The sequence below is a fragment of the Aurantiacibacter sp. KMU-128 genome (genome assembly GCF_056933515.1).
In genome coordinates this window covers 2,936,715-2,955,153 of record NZ_JBXORT010000001.1, presented here as the reverse complement: position 1 = coordinate 2,955,153, position 18,439 = coordinate 2,936,715, and the positions used below count along the sequence as shown (strand labels likewise).

Genomic DNA, 18,439 nt, shown 5'->3' with positions numbered 1-18,439 from the left:
CTGGCTGCTTGCAGCAGCCGCTCAGGATAAACTCCGATGCCGCGCAGCCGGAGCGAAGCTCTGGCGAAGCGAATAGCACCGAGGATGGCACGCGCGGATGCGCGGGCCGAACATAATTAGCGAGTATATAGGAGCGGATTAACCGGCTCGCCATCGCGCCGCAGTTCGAGCGTGATTTGCGGATTGCCCGGCCCGGCAATGCCCAATGGCGCGCCGCCGACCAGTTCTTGCCCCGTCCGCACATCGAGCCGTGCGAGACCGGTGATGAGGCTCGTCCAGCCGCCTTCGTGCTCGATAATCACGATCCGGCCAAAGCCGCGATACGAACCGGCAAAGCCGACGCGGCCTTCAGCCGGAGCAATCACCTGCGCCCCGGCGATCGGTGCAAGCGTCAGCCCCTGGCTTAGCCCCGTAGCTTGCGATGCGCCAAAGCCGGTGACGGTGCGCCCGGTGACGGGCAGCACATAGGGGCGCGGTGCGGAGCGTTCGGCAGCGGTAGCGGCGGCGGTCGGAGCGGCGGGTGCATTGCCGCTATTGCTGCCCGGGCGCAGTTCGGGGCCGGGCAAAGCGGCGAGCCGTTGGCGCAGCGCCGCCGCGCCTTCCAGCTCTTCCACCAGCCCGTCCAGATCGCGCGCTTGCTCGGCGAGCGCCAGCGCGCGTTCGGCCTCGCGGTCGGCAGCGGTTCCGGCCTCGCGCGCGGCGAGGCGGCGGGCGCTTTCGATATCGGCGAGCTCAGCCTGCCTCTCTGCCAGTGCGCGTTCCTCGGCTTGCAGCGACTGGGTGGTTTGCGCGGTTTCCTCGCGCAAAGTCGCGGCGCGGGCGATCTGGCCGCGCAGGCCTGCGGTGTTCTCCTCGACCGTGGGCACCGCATTGTGCAGCACGGCGCGCAGATAGACGACGTCGCTAATCTCGCCGGGACGCAGCAGCGACAGCGCGACGGGTCGGCGCGAGAATTGCTGGAGCGCGGCGGTGAGGCGGATCAGCGGTTGCTGCTCGCGGCCCAGCGTTTCGCGCAAAGTGGCACGCTCTTCGTCGAGCAGCGCCATCCGCGCGCGGGCGGCGGCGATACCTGCCTCGGCCTGCTGGATGCGCGCGGCGAGCGCGGCGGACTGGCGTGCGGCGCGCTCCGCCTCGCTTTCGGCAGCGTCGGCTTCGCCTTCCAGGCGGCGGCTGCGATCCTCGGCAGCGGCGCGTTCTTCCAATGCTTGCGCCAAAGCCTGCCGTGCCTCGTCATCGCTGCCGAACTGGCTTGCGCTTTGGCCAAGCGCAGCTCCGGCGAAAATCAGCGCCGAGCCGAGGAGAAGGATTGTGCGATGCATCGTGTGCTACCCTGCCCGATGATAGGGGTGTCCGGCAAGGATGCTGGTGGCGCGAAACAATTGTTCGGCGAGCATCGCACGGGCGAGCAGATGCGGCCACGTGGCCTTGCCATAGCTCAGCAGCAGGTCGGCTTGCGCACGGTCGTCCTCGGAATGCCCGTCCGCCGCGCCGATCATGAAACGGCATTCGCGAATGCCGTCATCGCGCCAGCGTTCGAGGATTTGTGCGAAATCTTCCGAGCCGAGATTTTTGCCCTTTTCATCGAGCAGCACCGTGCGGAACGGCGTTTGCGGTTCAGGGATTCGCCCCCCGGTTTCAGGGAGTTCGGTTAGTTTGACCGGCCACTGGATGCGCTTGACGTACCGCTCGACCAGCTCCTCCTCCGGCGAACGGGCAATTTTTCCGCGAGCGATGATGTGGAGAAGAATTTGAGCGCTCCTGTCGGATCAAGCGGCGGTTAGTCGATCACCGCGTTTTCAATGGGCGCGCTACAATTCTTACAGCCGCCCTGCACTGGGAAGGTGATGAAAATCCAGTCGAAGAACCGCTCTCCGCACTCACCGCAACGCACCGTTCGCTGGGCAATGAGCGCAAACAAAGGAATGAAAATTACCAGGAGACACGTCGCGGCAAACGCTAGAAGGAACAACAGAAGTTCAACATCGCCCCAAGGCGCTTTGCTGGGAAGGTAAATTGCCAAGAATGCGAACAAGGCTAGGGCCAGCCACCACGACCAGTTGGCCAGCCGGTATCTGGCTTTCGGGCTCAAGCGGCCCTCCTACTCAACTTCTACCCATCTGCCGCGTTTCGCCGTCGTCGCCGAAGCCCCACATCCGTTCAAGGTTGTAGAAGCCGCGCACTTCGGGGCGGAACAGGTGGACGACCACATCGCCGGCATCGATCAGCACCCAGTCGGCGGCGGGAAGGCCCTCGACGCGGGGCATCGCCATGCCGCTTTGCTTGATCTTTTCCGCCAGTTTCTGCGCCATCGCAGCAACTTGCCGCGTCGAACGGCCGGAGGCGATCACCATGTGATCGGCAATCGAGCTTTTGCCCGCGAGCGGAATCGAGACAAGTTCCTGCGCCTGATCGTCATCCAGCTGGGAGATCACGAGTTCGTGCAAGGAGCCGGGTTCGGTTTCCGGCAGTTCGGTGGAGAGGTTATCAGATATCGACATGATGGAAATGGGCGCGGTGGCTGGGCCGTTCGGTTCTGCGCCGGAAAGCGCTGCGCTGCTGGCTTGGGTCATCGCTGCTGGTCATGCTCCTGAGAGTGGGAATGGAAGGCATATCCCGCAAGAGCATGGCCCAATCACTCGGCCTGCCCTCCGGAAAATTCGTGGATGAGGGAATGCGTGATGTCGTCCCGTGGCGGTAGGCCGGAATACCGGTCCGCCCAATGGGGATCAGCGCGGCGTATGGCTGTTGCCGAGCGCGGATCGGGATCGAAACGCAGTTCTATCAGCGCGGGTGCGCTCCATTCGCGCCGGTTTTTCAAGCTGGATGCGGACAACCGGAAACGCCGTAACCAGGCCATTGCAGGGCTTGCAAGGGCATCCGTGTCATACCCCGGGCGGGCGATAACGGCAATGGGCATTTCGCGCGCGATGCCGCGCCAGTTCTTCCAGCGGTGGAATTGCGCGAGATTGTCCGCCCCCATCAGCCAGATAAAGCGACGCTTGGGGTAGCGGCGCTTGAGCGCACGCAGCGTGTCCACCGTGTAGCGCGTGCCGAGTTTTTGCTCGATAGCAGTGACGCGGATCGGCGCGCTGCGGCTGGCGCGCTGCGCGGATTTCACCCGCGCGGGCAGCGGCGCCATCCCGGCCTTGGGCTTGAGCGGATTGCCGGGGGAGACCAGCCACCAAGCCTCGTCCAGCCCCAGCGCCTGGATGGCGAAGAGCGTCACCCGCCGGTGGCCGCCATGCGCGGGGTTGAAACTGCCGCCGAGGAGCCCGGTAATTGTGTCAGATCGGTTCAAGCGCGCGCCTGCCCTGAACCCAAAACCTGCCATTTATACGTTGTCAGCCCTTCCAGCGCGACCGGCCCGCGCGCGTGCAGGCGACCCGTCGCAATGCCGATTTCTGCGCCGAGGCCGAACTCGCCGCCATCGGCAAACTGGCTGGAGGCGTTGTGCATCACGATCGCGCTGTTGACCTCGGCGAGGAAGCGTTCGGCGGCTTCGCTATCATCCGTAATGATCGCGTCGGTATGGCCGGAGGAATGCGCCGCGATATGCGCCAGCGCCGCTTCCAAGCCATCGACCACCGCGACCGAGAGCACGGCGTCGAGATATTCGGTCTCCCAGTCCTCCGCGCTGGCCGCCGCAATGTGCGGGTCGAGCGCCTGCGCCCGGCCATCACCGCGCAATTCGCACCCGGCATCGAGCAGCGCGCCGACCACCGTTCCCGCCGCGCCGAAAGCGGAATCGATCAGCAGCGTCTCCATCGCTCCGCAAATGCCCGTGCGGCGCATCTTGGCATTGACGGCAATCGCCTGCGCCATCGCCGGATCGGCACCGGCGTGGATGTAGGTGTGGCAGATGCCGTCGAGATGGGCGAGCACCGGCACGCGGGCATCGGCCTGCACGCGGGCGACCAGCCCTTTGCCGCCGCGCGGCACGATCATGTCGATCAGCCCGGCCGCCTTGAGCATCGCGCCCACAGCCGCACGGTCTTGCGTCGGGAGCAGCTGGATCGCCTCGGCGGGCAGGCCGGCCTCTGCCACACCTTGCGCAAAAGCGGCGTGGAGCGCCCGGTTCGAATGCACCGCCTCGCTCCCGCCGCGCAGCAGCGCCGCGTTGCCCGAGCGCAGACACAGCGCAGCGGCATCGGCGGTCACATTGGGGCGACTTTCATAGATGATACCGATCAGCCCGATGGGGATGCGGCGGCGCACCAGGGTCATCCCGGCAGGGGCCACCGAACGGTCGATTTCCTCGCCCACCGGATCGGGCAATGAAGCCACGTTCTCGATCGCCGCCGCAATGCCTTCCAGCCGCCCCGTATCGAGCTTCAACCGGTCGAGCATCGCGCCCGTCAATCCGTTTGCCTCTCCCGCCGCAATATCCTGCGCGTTGGCAGCAAGGATCGCCGCTTGTTGCGCGCGGATGGCGGCTGCAGCAGCGCGCAGGCCCGCGGCCTTTTGCGCATCGCTCGCACGCGCCAGATGACGCTGCGCCGCGTGCCCGGCGGTGGCGAGCTGCGCAATCAGGTGGGCGGGAGAGGTGGTTTCGGCGGTAGGGATGGTCGGGGTATCGGTCATAATCTTGGCTTGAAAATTCCTTCTCGTCGGGGGCTCTGCGCAGGCCCGTGTTAACGATCACATAGCGAAGCGGCTGGGCGAATCGTTCCCGAAAATCGCGATTTGCGCGATAGGCTGGGGACAAAGTTTACGCATTTAAACGATTCATCGCACCCCTTGTTCGATTCGCCGGAGATTCCCCCCAGGTGACTCGACCTCTGGTGTCGCATCCTTACAAGCCGGTCCCGGATCATAAACACCTGATGAACGGGGTCGCTTTGTCAAAGTCAAACGCTGGCGGAAAATGGGATCGCCTGCGGAGCTGGTTTCCCGAGCGCGAGTTTTTCATGCGCTCGCAGGGTCAGGTTCGTTTCATCACCATCACCACGCGCACGCAGATGATCGCTGCCAGCCTGGCAGTTATCGCCGTTGTCGGCTGGACCACATCCATGGGCGTCGCGGCGTTTACGCAATATCGCAACAGCAGCGAAATGGCCTCTTTGCTCGAGCGCGAGGCGCAGGTGGCTTCCTCGGAAGAACGCTATTCCGCCTATGCCGACGATCTCGAAGCAACCGTTGAAGATCTCGAAGCGCGGCAGCAATTCCTTGAAGATTTGGCAGAGATGCTTCCCGAAGATGTGGCTGTAGACAATGCCGGGGAAGCGGAAGACACCGTCTCCGACTCCTCGCAGGAAAGCGCCGAGCTGATCAGCTTGATGCGCGAAGTCTTTCCGGAAGCGGAGGGGCTCGCCCGGATCGAAGCACGGCAGCTCGCCTATGTCGAACGGCTGACGCGCTATGCCGACCGGCGTGCGGCGCGCGCCGAACACGCGATGCGCCAGCTAGGGGTTAACCCGCAAGCGGTGGTGGCAGAGAACGAAAGCGCGATCGGTGGCCCGCTCGAGCGGCTGGTGTCGGATGCCGACGGCTCGCTTGATCCGCGCTTCGAACGGCTCGGCCTCAGCCTTGCACGTATGAGTGCCCTTGAGCGCGGGCTGGAAAGCATTCCGCAGGTCATGCCCGCCGATATCAATTCGATCAGCTCGGGCTTCGGCTATCGCCGCGATCCTTTCAATGGCGGCGCGGCAATGCATAGCGGGCTCGATTTCCGCGCACCGACTGGCACGCCGATCTACGCTGCGGCGGCAGGCAGGGTGGTGTTTGCCGGCTGGAAGTCGGGCTATGGCAATACGGTCGAGATCGATCACGGTGCCGGCATGATCACGCGCTATGCGCATATGTCGCGCTTCAACACGCAGGTGGGCGCAGAAGTCCCTGCGGGCAGCCATATCGGCGCCATCGGCAGCACCGGCCGTTCAACCGGCCCGCATTTGCATTTCGAAGTCCGCATTGATGGCCGCGCCGTCAATCCGCGTCCGTTCCTGGAGACGGCCCCCGATGTTCTCGAAGAAGCCCGCGCCGAATTCGCCCCCAATGCCCGCGCCCGGGAGCGTCGCTAATATGCGCGGCGGTTCAGGGGGCAGCACCTTCTCGGTGATCGGACCCGATGTCGTCATTCGCGGCAATATCGAGGCAACGGTTGATCTCCACGTCGATGGTACGGTTCACGGCGATATTTCCTGCGCCTCGCTGGTACAAGGCGATGGCAGCACGATCGAAGGCGAAATCACCGCCGATAGCGCGCGCCTGTCAGGCCGCGTGAAAGGCCGGATCGAGGCCAAGAACCTTGTCGTGATGAAAAGCGCGCGGATCGAAGGCGATGTGACTTACGAGACGCTCACGATCGAACAGGGTGCGAATGTCGACGGGCGTTTTGCTCCGCTTGGCGCGAAGAAGAACACAGCCAAGGCTGGTGAAGTGCCGCTCGACCTCACTGTGGCGAGCTGAGACATATTTGCAGTTTTGGGAGAGGAAGGGGCAGCCGTCGGGCTGCCCCTTTTTCGTTCCCGCGGGGGTTATCCTGCGCGATCAGAGATCGTCGGGGCCCGGCTCCGGCGCGGGATTGGCCTCGGCTTCGCGCTTGGCGGCCAGCCACTGTTCGGCCTCGGCTTCCTGCGCGGCTTGCGAGGCAGCTTTGGCGGCGTCTTCGCGTTCCTTGCGCAGTTCCTCGATCAGCTTCGCCTTGTCATCGCGCGGATCGACGGGGGTGGCAGGCGCATCTTCGCCTTCAACCGCGGCAACCGGCTCTTCGCTGGCGGCGACGCGCTTGGCCGCCTTGGCCACGGCTGCGTCGAGCTCGCGCTGCGAACACAGGCCAAGCGTCACCGGATCCTTGGGCTGGATATTGGCGATATTCCAGTGGCTGCGATCGCGGATGGCGTTGATCGTGTTGCGCGTGGTGCCGATCAGACGACCGATCTGCGCATCGGAGATTTCCGGATGGTTGCGGATCAGCCAGGCGATGCCATCGGGCTTGTCCTGCCGCTTCGAAACCGGCGTGTAACGCGGGCCCTTGGTGCGGCTGACATCGACCGGAGCCTTCTGCATGACGAGCGCATAGGACGGGTCGGCTTGGCCCCGTTCAATCTCGGCATGGGTCAGCTCGCCCGAATGCACCGGATCGCGCCCGGTATATTTGGAGCCTGCCAGATCATCGGCCATCGCCTGCACTTCGAGGATGTGCAGACCGCAGAAATCCGCGATTTGCGTGAAGCTGAGCGCCGTGTTGTCGACCAGCCAGCTGGCCGTCGCATGGGGCATGAGGGGTCTGGGCTGATCCGCCACTTTTTGTCTCCGAAATAAAAGGGCCGCCCCTCGCGGGACGGCCTTGCATGGGCGTGATGTAGTCGCTTTGCCGCCTTTGGGCAAGCGTCAGGCGGTCAAGGCCTTGGTGGCGGCCATACTTTGCGCCAGATCGGCACGCTCCAGACCGCTGCGAAACTGCTGCGCGCTCGCTTCCCAACTATAGGTGCGCCCTGCTTGCAGGCAATCTTCGCGGCTAAATCCGAGCGCCTGCGCAATCGCATCCTCCAGACGCTCTGCCATCGCCCCGCTGCCTTCACTGAGCACATCGAGCGGCCCGGCCACCGGATAGGCCGCCACCGGAGTCCCGCAGGCAAGCGCCTCGATCATGACGAGGCCGAAAGTGTCAGTCTTGCTGGGAAACACGAACACATCGGCACCCGCATAGCACGCCGCCAGCTCGTCGCCGCTGCGTTTGCCGAGGAAGCAGGCGTCGGGATAATCGGCGCGCAGCTTGGCGAGCGCGGGGCCATCGCCCACCACAACTTTTGAGCCGGGATGGGTATTGCCGAGAAACGCCTCGATGTTCTTCTCCACCGCCACGCGGCCAACATAGAGCTGGATCGGGCGCGGCAGGCGCAGGAAGAGGTCAGGCGGCGCGTGATCGGGGTGGAATTGCGCTGTGTCGACCCCGCGGCTCCAATGGTGGAGCTGGGTGAGGCCCTGCGCACGCAATTCGGCGCGGATCGTTTCGGTCGCCACCATGATCCGTTCTGCCGGGCGGTGGAAGCGGCGGATAAAGGGCCAGAACAGGCTGGCAGGAAGACCCGTGCGGCGCGCGAAATAGTCGGAAAACTGGGTGTGATAGGCGGTGGTGAAAGGGTGGCGATTGCGCAGGCACCAGCGCCGCGCTGCCCAGCCAAGCGGGCCTTCGGTGGCGATATGGATAGCATCGGGCGCAAAGCGCCGCAGCCTTTTGCCCACCTTGGTCGCTCCCGCCAGCGCCAGCCGGATTTCGGGATAGGAAGGCGCGGGGATCGAGCGGAACTGGCATGGCGCGATGACGTCAATCTCGTGCCCCTGCTCGCGCAGCCTGCCGATCACGGTATCGAGCGTGCGCACCACGCCATTGACCTGCGGATGCCAGGCGTCGCTAACAATCGCGATCCTCATGCCGCCTCCGCCACTGCGGTGACTTCGCCGCCTTCGCGCTTTGCCATTTCTTCGGGCCAATGGAGTATTTCCATGCGCCCATCGGCGTGTTCGACCAGCGCGTTGCAGCCTTCCACCCAGTCGCCATCGTTCCAATATTCGGTTGGGCCAAACATCCGGTGCTCGGCGGTGTGGATATGGCCGCAAACGACGCCATCAACCCCGCGCCGCGCCGCCGCTTCGGCGACGACCTCTTCATATTTGCCGATGAATTCGACCGCGTTCTTGACCTTGTGCTTGGCCATCTTGCTGAGCGACCAATAGGGCAAGTCGAAAGCGCGCCGCACCACATTGACATAGTGGTTGAGCTTCATGGTGAGGTGGTAAGCGGCGTCACCCACGAATGCGAGCCAGCGGTGCGACAGCATGACGGCATCGAACTCGTCACCATGCAGCACCATAAGCTTGCGCCCGTCGGCCGTGGTATGGAAGGCCGCACGCTGGATTTCGATGCCGCCAAAGCTCATGCCCGAAAACTGGCGGAACATCTCGTCATGATTGCCGGGAATATAGACGATGCGCGTGCCGCGTTTGGCGCGTTTGAGGATGCGCCAGACGATGTCATTATGCTCGGCGGGCCAGTAGAGCTTCTTTTTCAGCCGCCAGCCGTCGATGATGTCGCCGACCAGATACATCGTCTCACTATCGACGCTGTCGAGAAAGTCGATCAGCAGCTCGGCATTGCAGCCCTTCGTGCCGAGATGGACGTCGGAAATCCAGATCGTGCGATATTTGCGCCGTCCATCGGGGGAGCGTTCGGGGATGACAGGCGTATGCGCCTCGGCGCGCGCGAGTTGCACGATGACATCGTCGCTGTCGCCGTCCGTGCCTGCGCCCGCCGCAGCATCCAGATAGCTGTCGAACATCGGATATCCTTCCAGAAGATCGCTTCTGGAGTCTCTGGATAGCGCGTGATTGTTACGCGCTGACCGCAATTTGGCGGCGGATTGACGACATTGTGAAAGATTCGAGTCAGGCTGCGTAATAACCGAGTCGCGGTGATTGCCGCCCGCCAAGCGGCCTCAGGCGATTTGCAGAACAATCTTCCCGATATGCTCGCCCGCTTCCATCCGCGCATGCGCGGCAGCGGCCTCTGCGAGGGGGTAAGTGCGATCCATCGCCGGGCGCAATTCGCCGCTTTCGACGAGCGGCCAGACTTCGCGGAAAATCTCGTCGGCGATCATGCCTTTGACGACATCGGGCCGCGCGCGCAGGGTCGAGCCAGTGATCGACTGACGCTTCATCATCAGTTTGAGCAGATTGACGTCCGATGCGGGGCCGCCCAGCGTCGCAATCACGACGATCCGCCCGTCTTCGGCGAGGCAATCGAGATTGCGCTGCGTATATTCGCCCGCCACCATATCGAGCACCAGATCGCAGCCGCGCCCTCCGGTGATGGCGAGCACGCGGGCGGAGAAATCCTCGGCCTTGTAGTTTATCGTATGGTCCGCACCGAGGCCGCGCGCCGCCTCGCATTTCTCTTCGGAGCCGCAGGTCACGATCACGCGCATATCGAACAGCCTGGCGAGCTTGATCGCCATCGTGCCGATGCCCGATGTGCCGCCATGCACCAGCAGCGTCTCGCCATCGCGAGCGAGGCCGCGCTGGAAGACATTGTGCCACACGGTGAAGAGCGTTTCGGGCAATGCAGCGGCTTCGGCCATGGGCAGGCTGTCCGGCACCGGCAGGCAGTGTTCGGGCCGCGCGAGGCAGTATGGGGCATAGCCGCCCCCGCTCACCAATGCGCAAACCCGCTTGCCCAGTTCGCCCGGATCAACCCCTTCGCCCAAGGCGACCACTGCGCCCGCGATTTCCAGCCCCGGCAGCGGAGAGGCGCCCTCGGGCGGCGGATACAACCCGCGGCGTTGCAGGCAATCGGGGCGGTTGACGCCCGCATGGCTCACCTGCACCAGCACTTCGCCCTGTGCAGGCTGTGGCACCGGCCAATCGGTGAGCGCAAGCGCCTCCGGCCCGCCGGGCGCGGTGATCGCTATCGCCTGCATTGTGTCCGGAATGTCGCTTGCCATCACGATTCCTGCTGAAGCCCCTGTTCGCAGGCACACCTAGGCGGCTCCCCCATTGACAGCAAGCGCGGCAGGGCGGATTGTCCCGAATTATGGAAGCAGACGACCTTCCCCGGAAGCGCGGCGATGCGGCAGACCAGCTCGGCACCGAGCTGCTCGATACCTATTCGCAGGACGAGCTGCTGGCGCGCATCGCTCTGCTCGAAGCCGAGATTGCCCGCGTAAAGGCGCATCACGCCAAGGCGGCAGACCATCGCAAGGCGGCCGAGGCGCTGTTCGGCAAGCGGGAAAACGGCTGATGGGCCGCCACGGCCCTTTGCCCCCCTTAACATTCGCGCTGCCGCGCCCCACATCTTTTGCCAATCGCGGCGTGTCTTCACCCACGCGCCCGTTTGTGCCGCGCGTTAGTGGTTCGTTAACCATACTGCGCGCAGCCTTTTTTCCGGGCACCGCATCCGCCCGCACCCGCTAAGGACGATCATGCCAAGTTTTGCGCAGAACCTCGAAAAGACCCTCCACAACGCGATCCAGCACGCCATCGACCGGGCGCATGAATATGCGACGCTCGAACATTTGCTGCTGGCGCTGGTGAGCGATAGCGACGCGGCCGAGGTGATGAACGCCTGCGGGGTTGATCTGGAAGAGCTGACCGGCGTGGTGCGGCAATATCTCGATCAGGAATACCAGTCCTTGAAGACCGAGGAAGACGCCGATCCGCAGCCGACGGCGGGCTTCCAGCGGGTGATCCAGCGCGCGATCCTGCACGTCCAGTCGTCGGGCAAAGACACGGTGACCGGCGCAAATGTGCTGGTGGCGCTGTTTTCCGAGCGGGACAGCTATGCGGTCTATTTCCTCCAGCAGCAGGATATGAGCCGGCTGGATGCGGTGAGCTTTATCAGCCACGGCATCGGCAAGGGCGGCAAGCAGATCGAAAGCCGCACGCCCGAAGGTGCCGAGGACGAGACGCAGGCACCGGCAGACGAAAAGGGCGAGAAGAAGAAGGATTCTGCGCTCGACCAGTTCTGCGTCAATCTCAACCAAAAGGCGCTCGATGGCCGCATCGATCCGCTGATCGGGCGCGGGCCGGAGGTTGACCGCACGGTGCAGATTCTCTGCCGCCGGTCGAAAAACAACCCGCTCTATGTCGGCGATCCCGGCGTCGGGAAAACCGCCATTGCCGAAGGTCTCGCACGCAAGATTGTCGAAGGCGATGTGCCCGAAGTGCTCGAACCTGCGGTAATCTACGCGCTCGACATGGGCGCGCTGCTCGCCGGAACGCGCTATCGCGGCGATTTCGAGGAGCGGTTGAAGCAGGTCGTGAACGAACTCGAAAAGATGCCCGATGCGATCCTGTTTATCGACGAGATTCACACGGTGATCGGTGCGGGCGCGACCAGCGGCGGGGCGATGGATGCCTCCAACCTCCTGAAGCCCGCTCTCTCCAGCGGCGCGATCCGCTGCATCGGCTCGACCACCTACAAGGAATTCCGCAACCACTTCGAAAAGGACCGCGCGCTGCTGCGCCGGTTCCAGAAGATCGATGTGAACGAGCCGACCATCGAGGACACGATCAAGATTCTCAAAGGCCTGCGTTCCGCGTTCGAAGAACATCACAAGGTCAAATACACGCCCGACGCCATCAAGACCGCGGTCGAGATGAGCGCGCGCTACATCAATGACCGCAAATTGCCCGACAAGGCCATCGACGTGATCGATGAAGTCGGCGCGATGCAGATGCTGGTGCCGCCCAGCCGCCGCCGCAAGACGATTACCGCCAAGGAAATCGAAAAGGTCGTGGCGACGATGGCGCGCATCCCGCCCAAATCGGTGAGCAAGGACGACAAGGCCGCGCTCTCCACGCTGGAAAAGGATCTGAAGCGCGTTGTCTTCGGCCAGGACGAGGCGATCGAACGCCTGTCGGTGGCGATGAAGCTGTCGCGCGCGGGCCTGCGCGATCCGGACAAGCCCATCGGCAGCTTCCTGTTCAGCGGCCCCACCGGCGTCGGCAAAACCGAAGTCGCACGCCAGCTCGCCAGCATCATGGGCATCGAGCTGAAACGCTTCGATATGTCCGAATATATGGAACGCCACTCGGTCAGCCGCCTGATCGGCGCGCCTCCGGGCTATGTCGGCTACGATCAGGGCGGCCTGCTCACCGATGCCATCGACCAGCACCCGCATTGCGTGCTGCTGCTCGACGAAATCGAGAAGGCGCATCCCGATCTGTTCAATATCCTGCTGCAGGTGATGGATAACGGGAAGCTGACCGACCATCACGGCAAGACGGTGGATTTCCGCAATGTCGTGCTGATCATGACGACCAATGCCGGCGCGTCGGATGCTGCGAAGCAGGGCATCGGCTTTGGCGCGGGCACCAAGACCGAGGCGAGCGAGGAAGCGGTCAAGAAGATGTTCACACCGGAATTCCGCAACCGTCTCGATGCGATTGTCCCCTTCACCTATCTCGGCACCGATACGATCAGCCGCGTGGTCGACAAGTTCATCCTCCAGCTCGAATTGCAGCTGGCCGAACAGAATGTGCATATCCAGTTCGATGGCGATGCGCGCGAATGGCTGGGCAAGCGCGGCTATGACAAGCTGATGGGCGCCCGCCCGATGGCGCGCCTGATCCAGGAAAAGGTCAAGCAGCCGCTGGCCGAGGAATTGCTGTTCGGCAAGCTGGCGAGCGGCGGCGAGGTTCATGTGAGCGTGAAGGACGACAAGCTCGCCTTCGAGCTCACCCCCGCCGCGCCCAAAGGCAAGGCCAAGCCCAAGCGCAAGACCTCCGGCAAGAAGGCCGCACCCAAGCCGTCCGGTTCGCCCGCTGCGGGCGAAGATGACGGCACGGCGTCAGAAGGATAACCGGTCAGGCGTTTTCCATCTTGCGGCGGGCGTAGCAGGCGCTAGGCTCGCCGCATGACCAGCAAAGCCCTGATTCCACTCGCATCGGCCAGCGCGCTTGCGCTTGCCGCCATGCTCGCTCCCGCTTCTGCCAATGCGCAGGCCTTGAATGGCCGCACCGCGCAAACCGATCTGCCGCTCGAAGGGCCGCGCGCTTCGATGCAGATCGAGCACGTGACACTCGCCATTTCGGTGTTCCCCGACCGGCGGATGATCGCGGGCGAAGGCGAATACCGCATCCAAGTGTCGGACGCGCTGAGCCAGCTGCAATTCGATCTCGACCCGCGCTACACGGTCAGCCGCGTTACCGTTGGCGGAACAGCGCTCCCTGCTGCATCGATCAGCAATCCCGACGGACTGCTCACGCTGCAATTGCCACAGCGCACGCGCGCGGGGCAAACGCTGGATGTCAGCATCGCCTATTCGGGATCGCCGCACGTCGCGCGCAATGCGCCGTGGGATGGCGGGATCGTATGGTCGCAATCGGGCGGCCAGCCGTGGATCGCCACCGCGTTCCAGGGCGAAGGCTGCGATATGCTTTGGCCGTGTATCGACAATTCGCTGCACCGGATGGACAGCATCGACACGCGCTTCACCGTGCCCACGGGCCTGACCGCAACGGGCAACGGACGGCTGGTGGACACGACCGATAATGGCGATGGCACCACCACCTTCCACTGGACCGCGCGCGATCCCAGCAATTACGGCATCGTCCTGCAAATCGGCCCGTATGAGCTGACCGAGCAGATGTATGAAAGCCGATATGGCAACACCATCCCGATCCAGTTCTGGCACCTGCCGCAAAGCAAGGCCGGTGCACGGCGGCTGGTTACGGAGATGGCCGACTATCTCGATTTCTTCGAAAGCACTATCGGCCCCTATCCGTTCGGCGATGAAAAGGCAGGCGTGGTCGAAACCCCGCATCTGGGCATGGAGCACCAGACGATCAACGCCTATGGCAACCGCTTCCGGCCCGATCCGCTCGGCTATGACTGGCTGCTGGCGCATGAATTCGCGCATGAATGGTTCGCCAACCAGCTGACCCATGCGAGCATCGATCATATGTGGCTGCATGAAGGCATCGGTACATGGATGCAGCCGCTCTATCTCGGCTGGGCCAATGGCGAGATGTATTACGCCGCCGATATGTGGAGCAAACGGCAGGGCATCGCCAGCCGCGTGCCGCTGGTCTCCTTGGGTGAGACCATGCCCGATTACAATGACAGTTCGACGGGTTGGGGCAGCGATATCTACAACAAGGGCGCGTGGGTGATGCACACCTTGCGCTATCTGGTGGGGGAAGATGAAATCTTCCCCGCGCTGACCGAGCTCACTTACGGCACCGACAATCCGCAGCCGGGCAATTTCGATGTGGTGAGCCGGACGACGGACGATTTCCGCGCCATTCTCGAACGCCGCACCGGGCGCGAGCTCGACTGGTTCTTCGACGCCTATTTCTATCAGGGCCCGCTCCCGCGCCTGATCGAGGAACGCAGCGCGGATGCGATCACTCTGCGCTGGGAAACGCCGTCGCAAATGGCCTTCGAAATGCCGCTCGAAGTGATTGTCGATGGCGAAGCGCGCGTGGTGCCGATGACGGGCGGCGAAGGCAGCATCGCGCTGCCTGCCGCGAACAGCATCGTGCAGATCGATCCGCGCAACCAGATCCTGATGTACAACGCAGCGATTGACGGGCGCGCGCGCTTCTAGGGATTGACGACAGGAACGGGCGCGGCGCTGACGGGTTCATCCCCAATGGCCGCGCCCTTTTCCTGGATTACCCCGCATCCCCACGGCATCCACATCGCGCCCGCCGATTGCTGGGTCGATCCCTCGCGCGCGGTGGAGCAGGCGCTTGTCACCCACGGCCATGCCGATCACGCGCGCGGCGGGCATGGCAAGACGATCGCCACGCCCGAAACACTGGCGATTATGGAGCTGCGCTACAACACGCGCGAAGGCGCGCAGCCGGTGCAGTATGGCGAGAGCGTGAAGCTGGGCGGCGGGGTGGAAGCGACCTATATTCCCGCCGGACACGTGCTGGGAAGCGCGCAGATACTTCTCGAACACGCTGGCGAGCGGGTGATCATCACCGGGGATTACAAGCGCCGCCCCGATCCTACCTGCCCGCCGTTCGAAGTCACGCCCTGCGATATCTTCATCACCGAAGCGACCTTCGGCCTGCCGCTCTTCACCCATCCGCCCATCGCGGACGAGATGGCGAAACTGCTGGATCGCCTCCACGCGCATCCAGACCGGTGCGTGCTGGTCGGGGCCTATGCTCTGGGCAAAGCGCAGAGGGTGATCGCGGAGTTGCGCGCGGCAGGGCACCATGATCCAATCTATCTCCACGGCGCGATGGAGAAGATGTGCCGCCTCTATCAGGAATTCGGTGTCGATCTGGGCGAATTGCGGCTGGTGGCCGATCACGGGAAGGACGATATGCGCGGCAGCATCGTCATCTGCCCGCCATCGGCGCTCAATGACCGGTGGAGCCGCCGTCTGCCCGACCCGATCACCGCCATGGCGAGCGGCTGGATGCGCGTGCGCCAGCGCGCCCGCCAGCGCAATGTCGAATTGCCGCTGGTGATTTCCGACCATGCCGACTGGGGCGAGCTGACCCGCACAATCCAGGAAGTCGACCCCTACGAAACCTGGATTACCCACGGCCGAGAGGAAGCGCTGCTGCGCTGGCACCAACTCCACCAGCGCCGCGCCCGGGCGCTGGCACTGGTCGGGCGAGAAGACGAGGACGAGTAGTGCAAGCCTTCGCCGCCCTGCTCGATGCGCTGGTCTTCACGCGCTCCCGCAACGAAAAATTGCGGCTGATCGCGGAGTATCTGCGCAATACGCCCGATCCGGATCGCGGCTGGGCCTTGGGCGCGCTCACCGACGGGCTCGACTTCAAGGCGGTGAAGAGTTCCACCATCCGCAATCTGATGCAGGAACGGGTCGATCCGGTGCTGTGGCAGCTCAGCCGCGATTTTGTCGGCGACACGGCGGAAACGGCGAGTCTGCTATGGCCGGAACCCTTGGGCGAAGTTGCGCCACCGCCGACTGTGAGCGAAGCGGTGGCAGCTTTGAGCGCCATGACCCGCGCCACCGCACCTGTCGAACTTCCCAAACTGCTCGACCGGCTCGACCCGTCAGGACGTTATGCGCTGATCAAGCTCGCCACGGGCGGAATGCGCATTGGCATCTCCGCGCGCCTCGCCAAGACAGCCTTTGCGCAGGCCTTCGATGTGTCCGTCGATGCGGTGGAGGAATACTGGCACGCGCTTCAGCCGCCCTATGGCGAGCTGTTCGCATGGGCCGCCGATGGCGCTGCCCCGCCCGATACAAAGAACATCCCGCTCTTCCGCCCCTTTATGCTCGCGCACCCGCTGGAAGACACGGTGGTGGACCTTGCCGATTACGCGGCGGAGTGGAAATGGGACGGGATTCGCGTGCAGCTTGTTCATGTCGCCAATGAGAACGGTGGCGAGACGCGGCTCTATTCGCGCTCGGGCGACGATATCTCCGCGACTTTCCCCGAGATGGTTCAGGCGCTCGACCGGCCCGGTGTGCTCGACGGCGAATTGCTGGTCCGCGGCGACCGCCAAGGCGGCGAAGAAGGCGGTGCAGCGAGTTTTAATGCCTTGCAGCAGCGGCTGGGGCGCAAGACGGTCAGCAAAAAAATGCTCACCGAGAGCCCCGCTTTCGTGCGGCTGTATGATGTGCTGTCATGGGACGGCGAAGACCGGCGCGGGCTCGAATGGCAGCAGCGGCGCGATGTGCTCGAAAGCCTCGTCCCGCATCTGCCGCAGAGCCATTTCGACCTCTCGCAACTGGTCGAGGCGCGCGACTTCGATCACCTCGCCGAGATACGCGAAGGCACCCGCGATGCCGCCATCGAAGGGCTGATGCTCAAGCGGCGCGACTCTCTCTATGTCCCCGGCCGCAAGACCGGCCTGTGGTACAAGTGGAAGCGCGATCCGCTGCTGGTCGATTGTGTGCTGATGTATGCGCAGCGCGGGAGCGGGAAGCGGTCGAGCTTCTATTCGGACTACACCTTCGGCTGCTGGGACGGCGATCCCGATGCGGGCGCGGAGCTGCTTCCCGTGGGCAAGGCCTATTCGGGCTTCACCGATGCGGAGTTGAGAAAGCTCGACCGGCTGGTGCGCCAGACCACGCTCAACCGCTTCGGCCCGGTGCGCGAAGTCGAACGCACGCTGGTGTTCGAAGTCGCCTTCGACAGCGTGCATACGAGCAAGCGGCACAAAAGCGGGCTGGCGATGCGCTTTCCAAGAATCCACCGCATCCGCTGGGACAAGCCGGTGCATGAAGCGGACCGGATCGAGGCACTGCGGAAGCTGGTGCGAGATTGAACGGCCGCTTTTGGGATCACGCGTTTGGTGACCTAATGGCGCAAACTGGGTGGAAAGCTGATGGGCTGGTCTTGAGGCATGAAGCCCAGCAGAAGGGCTTACAAAATTTCAGCGCATCTCGTCATCGTAGCTCCACCTACTGGTGTAACGAGCCAGGGCCAGGTCGCATTATGATGCTCAATGACCTTGGCTGCCGGCATATGCTCGCGGTCTGCGGTTGTGTGGCCGTCTGCGGGAACCACGGTTTCAAAACCTAGCGCCAATGCGCTTCGAATAGTCGTGTCGACACAAAATTCTGTAGCAAATCCACTTATGACTAGCTTGGTCACGCCCCATTCCTTGAGAAGTGCAAGCAGATCTGTCTCCAGAAAGGCGTCGCAAGATTTTTTGCAATGCGGACATCTTCTGGTCTCGGTTCGAGAGCCGAATAAAGGGCATGACCGGCCTGAGAAGGATGAAGTGGATCACCTTCCGGGCCACAGTGTTGAACGAAGACCACCGGATCACCACTGGCGCGGAACCTGTCAGCAAGTTCATTGAGGCGCCTTACGATCTGATCCGCATCGTAGCGAGGCGTCGCAAACAGGCCCTCTTGGACATCGACAATCAGGAGACAGCGTTTTCCCATGGGGACTGTCTACGTCCGCTTGAGGTTGATCGGCAAGCGCTTCCGAACGATAGATATGGGGTCGTTTGCTGAAAGGCAGGAATGGGGCGATATTCATGGAGACC

At 63.5% G+C, this 18,439-nt stretch carries 17 protein-coding genes and 1 pseudogene; 7 read left to right on the top strand and 11 right to left on the bottom strand.

Annotated features, from left to right (window positions below):
• Nucleotides 1-116 precede the first annotated feature (116 nt).
• The 6 genes from ACS0VV_RS14485 to ACS0VV_RS14460 all read right to left on the bottom strand — a co-directional run bounded on the left by ACS0VV_RS14485 (nt 117) and on the right by ACS0VV_RS14460 (nt 4,581).
• On the bottom strand, nt 117-1,319 hold the full coding sequence (locus tag ACS0VV_RS14485; RefSeq protein WP_483533396.1) for a murein hydrolase activator EnvC family protein: 1,203 nt from the start codon (nt 1,317-1,319) through the stop codon (nt 117-119).
• Between the two features lie 6 nt (nt 1,320-1,325).
• The gene (locus tag ACS0VV_RS14480) at nt 1,326-1,748 is read right to left on the bottom strand and encodes a 23S rRNA (pseudouridine(1915)-N(3))-methyltransferase RlmH (protein ID WP_483533564.1); all 423 of its coding nucleotides are present in this window, start codon (nt 1,746-1,748) and stop codon (nt 1,326-1,328) included.
• A gap of 29 nt (nt 1,749-1,777) precedes the next feature.
• Nucleotides 1,778-2,089, bottom strand: coding sequence for a hypothetical protein (locus ACS0VV_RS14475; protein ID WP_483533395.1), 312 nt, complete (start codon nt 2,087-2,089; stop codon nt 1,778-1,780).
• Nucleotides 2,090-2,102: 13 nt separating this feature from the next.
• Nucleotides 2,103-2,498 (bottom strand): ribosome silencing factor, encoded by a 396-nt coding sequence (gene rsfS, locus ACS0VV_RS14470; protein WP_483533394.1) that lies wholly within the window; start codon nt 2,496-2,498, stop codon nt 2,103-2,105.
• Between the two features lie 134 nt (nt 2,499-2,632).
• Nucleotides 2,633-3,331, bottom strand: a complete 699-nt coding sequence (locus ACS0VV_RS14465; protein WP_483533393.1) for a nicotinate-nucleotide adenylyltransferase — start codon at nt 3,329-3,331, stop codon at nt 2,633-2,635.
• The gene (locus ACS0VV_RS14460) at nt 3,295-4,581 is read right to left on the bottom strand and encodes a glutamate-5-semialdehyde dehydrogenase (protein WP_483533392.1); all 1,287 of its coding nucleotides are present in this window, start codon (nt 4,579-4,581) and stop codon (nt 3,295-3,297) included. Before ACS0VV_RS14460 ends, ACS0VV_RS14465 begins: the two co-directional genes overlap by 37 nt.
• Nucleotides 4,582-4,907: 326 nt before the next feature.
• On the opposite strand from ACS0VV_RS14460, the gene ACS0VV_RS14455 reads away from it, so the two are divergent.
• Together ACS0VV_RS14455 and ACS0VV_RS14450 are read left to right on the top strand one after the other, a co-directional pair.
• Nucleotides 4,908-6,020, top strand: coding sequence for a peptidoglycan DD-metalloendopeptidase family protein (locus tag ACS0VV_RS14455; protein ID WP_483533391.1), 1,113 nt, complete (start codon nt 4,908-4,910; stop codon nt 6,018-6,020).
• A gap of 1 nt (nt 6,021) precedes the next feature.
• The gene (locus ACS0VV_RS14450; RefSeq protein ID WP_483533390.1) at nt 6,022-6,408 is read left to right on the top strand and encodes a bactofilin family protein; all 387 of its coding nucleotides are present in this window, start codon (nt 6,022-6,024) and stop codon (nt 6,406-6,408) included.
• 81 nt (nt 6,409-6,489) lie between these two features.
• Here ACS0VV_RS14450 and ACS0VV_RS14445 read toward each other — a convergent pair whose 3' ends face one another.
• From ACS0VV_RS14445 to ACS0VV_RS14430, 4 genes are all read right to left on the bottom strand, one after another.
• Nucleotides 6,490-7,221, bottom strand: coding sequence for a cell cycle transcriptional regulator TrcR (locus ACS0VV_RS14445; RefSeq protein ID WP_483533389.1), 732 nt, complete (start codon nt 7,219-7,221; stop codon nt 6,490-6,492).
• A 111-nt stretch (nt 7,222-7,332) separates the two neighbouring features.
• Complete coding sequence (locus ACS0VV_RS14440; protein ID WP_483533388.1) at nt 7,333-8,376, bottom strand: glycosyltransferase family 4 protein; 1,044 nt, start codon at nt 8,374-8,376, stop codon at nt 7,333-7,335.
• The gene (locus tag ACS0VV_RS14435) at nt 8,373-9,281 is read right to left on the bottom strand and encodes a UDP-2,3-diacylglucosamine diphosphatase (protein WP_483533387.1); all 909 of its coding nucleotides are present in this window, start codon (nt 9,279-9,281) and stop codon (nt 8,373-8,375) included. Before ACS0VV_RS14435 ends, ACS0VV_RS14440 begins: the two co-directional genes overlap by 4 nt.
• 156 nt (nt 9,282-9,437) lie before the next feature.
• The gene (locus ACS0VV_RS14430; RefSeq protein ID WP_483533386.1) at nt 9,438-10,442 is read right to left on the bottom strand and encodes an NAD(P)H-quinone oxidoreductase; all 1,005 of its coding nucleotides are present in this window, start codon (nt 10,440-10,442) and stop codon (nt 9,438-9,440) included.
• Between the two features lie 89 nt (nt 10,443-10,531).
• On the opposite strand from ACS0VV_RS14430, the gene ACS0VV_RS14425 reads away from it, so the two are divergent.
• The 5 genes from ACS0VV_RS14425 (at nt 10,532) to ACS0VV_RS14405 (ending at nt 17,707) form a co-directional block, all read left to right on the top strand.
• Entirely contained in the window at nt 10,532-10,738 is a 207-nt protein-coding gene (locus ACS0VV_RS14425) for a DUF1192 domain-containing protein (RefSeq protein WP_483533385.1), read from the top strand.
• 181 nt (nt 10,739-10,919) lie between these two features.
• Entirely contained in the window at nt 10,920-13,301 is a 2,382-nt protein-coding gene (gene clpA, locus ACS0VV_RS14420) for an ATP-dependent Clp protease ATP-binding subunit ClpA (protein WP_483533384.1), read from the top strand.
• Nucleotides 13,302-13,355: 54 nt separating this feature from the next.
• Nucleotides 13,356-15,050, top strand: a complete 1,695-nt coding sequence (locus ACS0VV_RS14415) for a M1 family metallopeptidase (RefSeq protein WP_483533383.1) — start codon at nt 13,356-13,358, stop codon at nt 15,048-15,050.
• Nucleotides 15,051-15,095: 45 nt separating this feature from the next.
• Entirely contained in the window at nt 15,096-16,100 is a 1,005-nt protein-coding gene (locus ACS0VV_RS14410) for a ligase-associated DNA damage response exonuclease (RefSeq protein WP_483533563.1), read from the top strand.
• On the top strand, nt 16,100-17,707 hold the full coding sequence (locus ACS0VV_RS14405; protein ID WP_483533382.1) for a cisplatin damage response ATP-dependent DNA ligase: 1,608 nt from the start codon (nt 16,100-16,102) through the stop codon (nt 17,705-17,707). Before ACS0VV_RS14410 ends, ACS0VV_RS14405 begins: the two co-directional genes overlap by 1 nt.
• A 98-nt stretch (nt 17,708-17,805) precedes the next feature.
• Here the strand turns inward: ACS0VV_RS14405 and ACS0VV_RS14400 are convergent.
• A pseudogene (locus ACS0VV_RS14400) lies at nt 17,806-18,335 on the bottom strand (cysteine hydrolase family protein).
• Nucleotides 18,336-18,439 lie beyond the last annotated feature (104 nt).

Bases quoted from the DNA above. Each gene is read 5' to 3' on its own strand.
- ACS0VV_RS14435 (WP_483533387.1), bottom strand. From the start codon at position 9,281: ATGTTCGACAGCTATCTGGATGCTGCGGCGGGCGCAGGCACGGACGGC.
- ACS0VV_RS14450 (WP_483533390.1), top strand. From the start codon at position 6,022: ATGCGCGGCGGTTCAGGGGGCAGCACCTTCTCGGTGATCGGACCCGAT.
- ACS0VV_RS14455 (WP_483533391.1), top strand. From the start codon at position 4,908: ATGCGCTCGCAGGGTCAGGTTCGTTTCATCACCATCACCACGCGCACG.
- ACS0VV_RS14410 (WP_483533563.1), top strand. From the start codon at position 15,096: ATGGCCGCGCCCTTTTCCTGGATTACCCCGCATCCCCACGGCATCCAC.
- ACS0VV_RS14445 (WP_483533389.1), bottom strand. From the start codon at position 7,221: ATGCCCCATGCGACGGCCAGCTGGCTGGTCGACAACACGGCGCTCAGC.
- ACS0VV_RS14460 (WP_483533392.1), bottom strand. From the start codon at position 4,581: ATGACCGATACCCCGACCATCCCTACCGCCGAAACCACCTCTCCCGCC.
- ACS0VV_RS14485 (WP_483533396.1), bottom strand. From the start codon at position 1,319: ATGCATCGCACAATCCTTCTCCTCGGCTCGGCGCTGATTTTCGCCGGA.
- ACS0VV_RS14465 (WP_483533393.1), bottom strand. From the start codon at position 3,331: ATGGCAGGTTTTGGGTTCAGGGCAGGCGCGCGCTTGAACCGATCTGAC.
- clpA (WP_483533384.1), top strand. From the start codon at position 10,920: ATGCCAAGTTTTGCGCAGAACCTCGAAAAGACCCTCCACAACGCGATC.
- ACS0VV_RS14415 (WP_483533383.1), top strand. From the start codon at position 13,356: ATGACCAGCAAAGCCCTGATTCCACTCGCATCGGCCAGCGCGCTTGCG.
- ACS0VV_RS14425 (WP_483533385.1), top strand. From the start codon at position 10,532: ATGGAAGCAGACGACCTTCCCCGGAAGCGCGGCGATGCGGCAGACCAG.
- ACS0VV_RS14440 (WP_483533388.1), bottom strand. From the start codon at position 8,376: ATGAGGATCGCGATTGTTAGCGACGCCTGGCATCCGCAGGTCAATGGC.
- ACS0VV_RS14430 (WP_483533386.1), bottom strand. From the start codon at position 10,442: ATGGCAAGCGACATTCCGGACACAATGCAGGCGATAGCGATCACCGCG.
- rsfS (WP_483533394.1), bottom strand. From the start codon at position 2,498: ATGTCGATATCTGATAACCTCTCCACCGAACTGCCGGAAACCGAACCC.